Here is a 253-nt window from a genome sequence, read left to right as displayed (position 1 = left end):
CTTCGAGCAGTGGGAAGAAGATCATATCGATGCTCGCCTAATTATTAAAGGTGGCGGTTGTGAGAATAAAAATATTCAATACAGTTTGCCAATGGAAGTTGAAGGGCTTGGCAGAGCAGGACGCGATCTAGATGGAATCAGAAAGTGTATTCTACATTCTGTTTATCAGGCCCAAGGACAAGGCTGTAGTGCAGGATTTATTGGTGTAGGTATCGGTGGAGACCGTATATCGAGCTATGAGCTTGCGAAAAAG

Annotated in this window: 1 protein-coding gene; it reads left to right on the top strand. The window is 43.9% G+C overall.

All coding sequences use genetic code 11. The annotated features are described in order from the left end of the window. The coding region (locus AOA60_RS29530; RefSeq protein ID WP_143522593.1) for a fumarate hydratase at window positions 1-253 on the top strand (253 nt) is incomplete at both ends.

It is taken from the genome of Pseudomonas sp. 2822-17 (assembly GCF_002742485.1).
Lineage (GTDB): Bacteria > Pseudomonadota > Gammaproteobacteria > Pseudomonadales > Pseudomonadaceae > Aquipseudomonas > Aquipseudomonas cyclaminis.
This window is presented reverse-complemented; position numbering and strand designations above follow the sequence as displayed.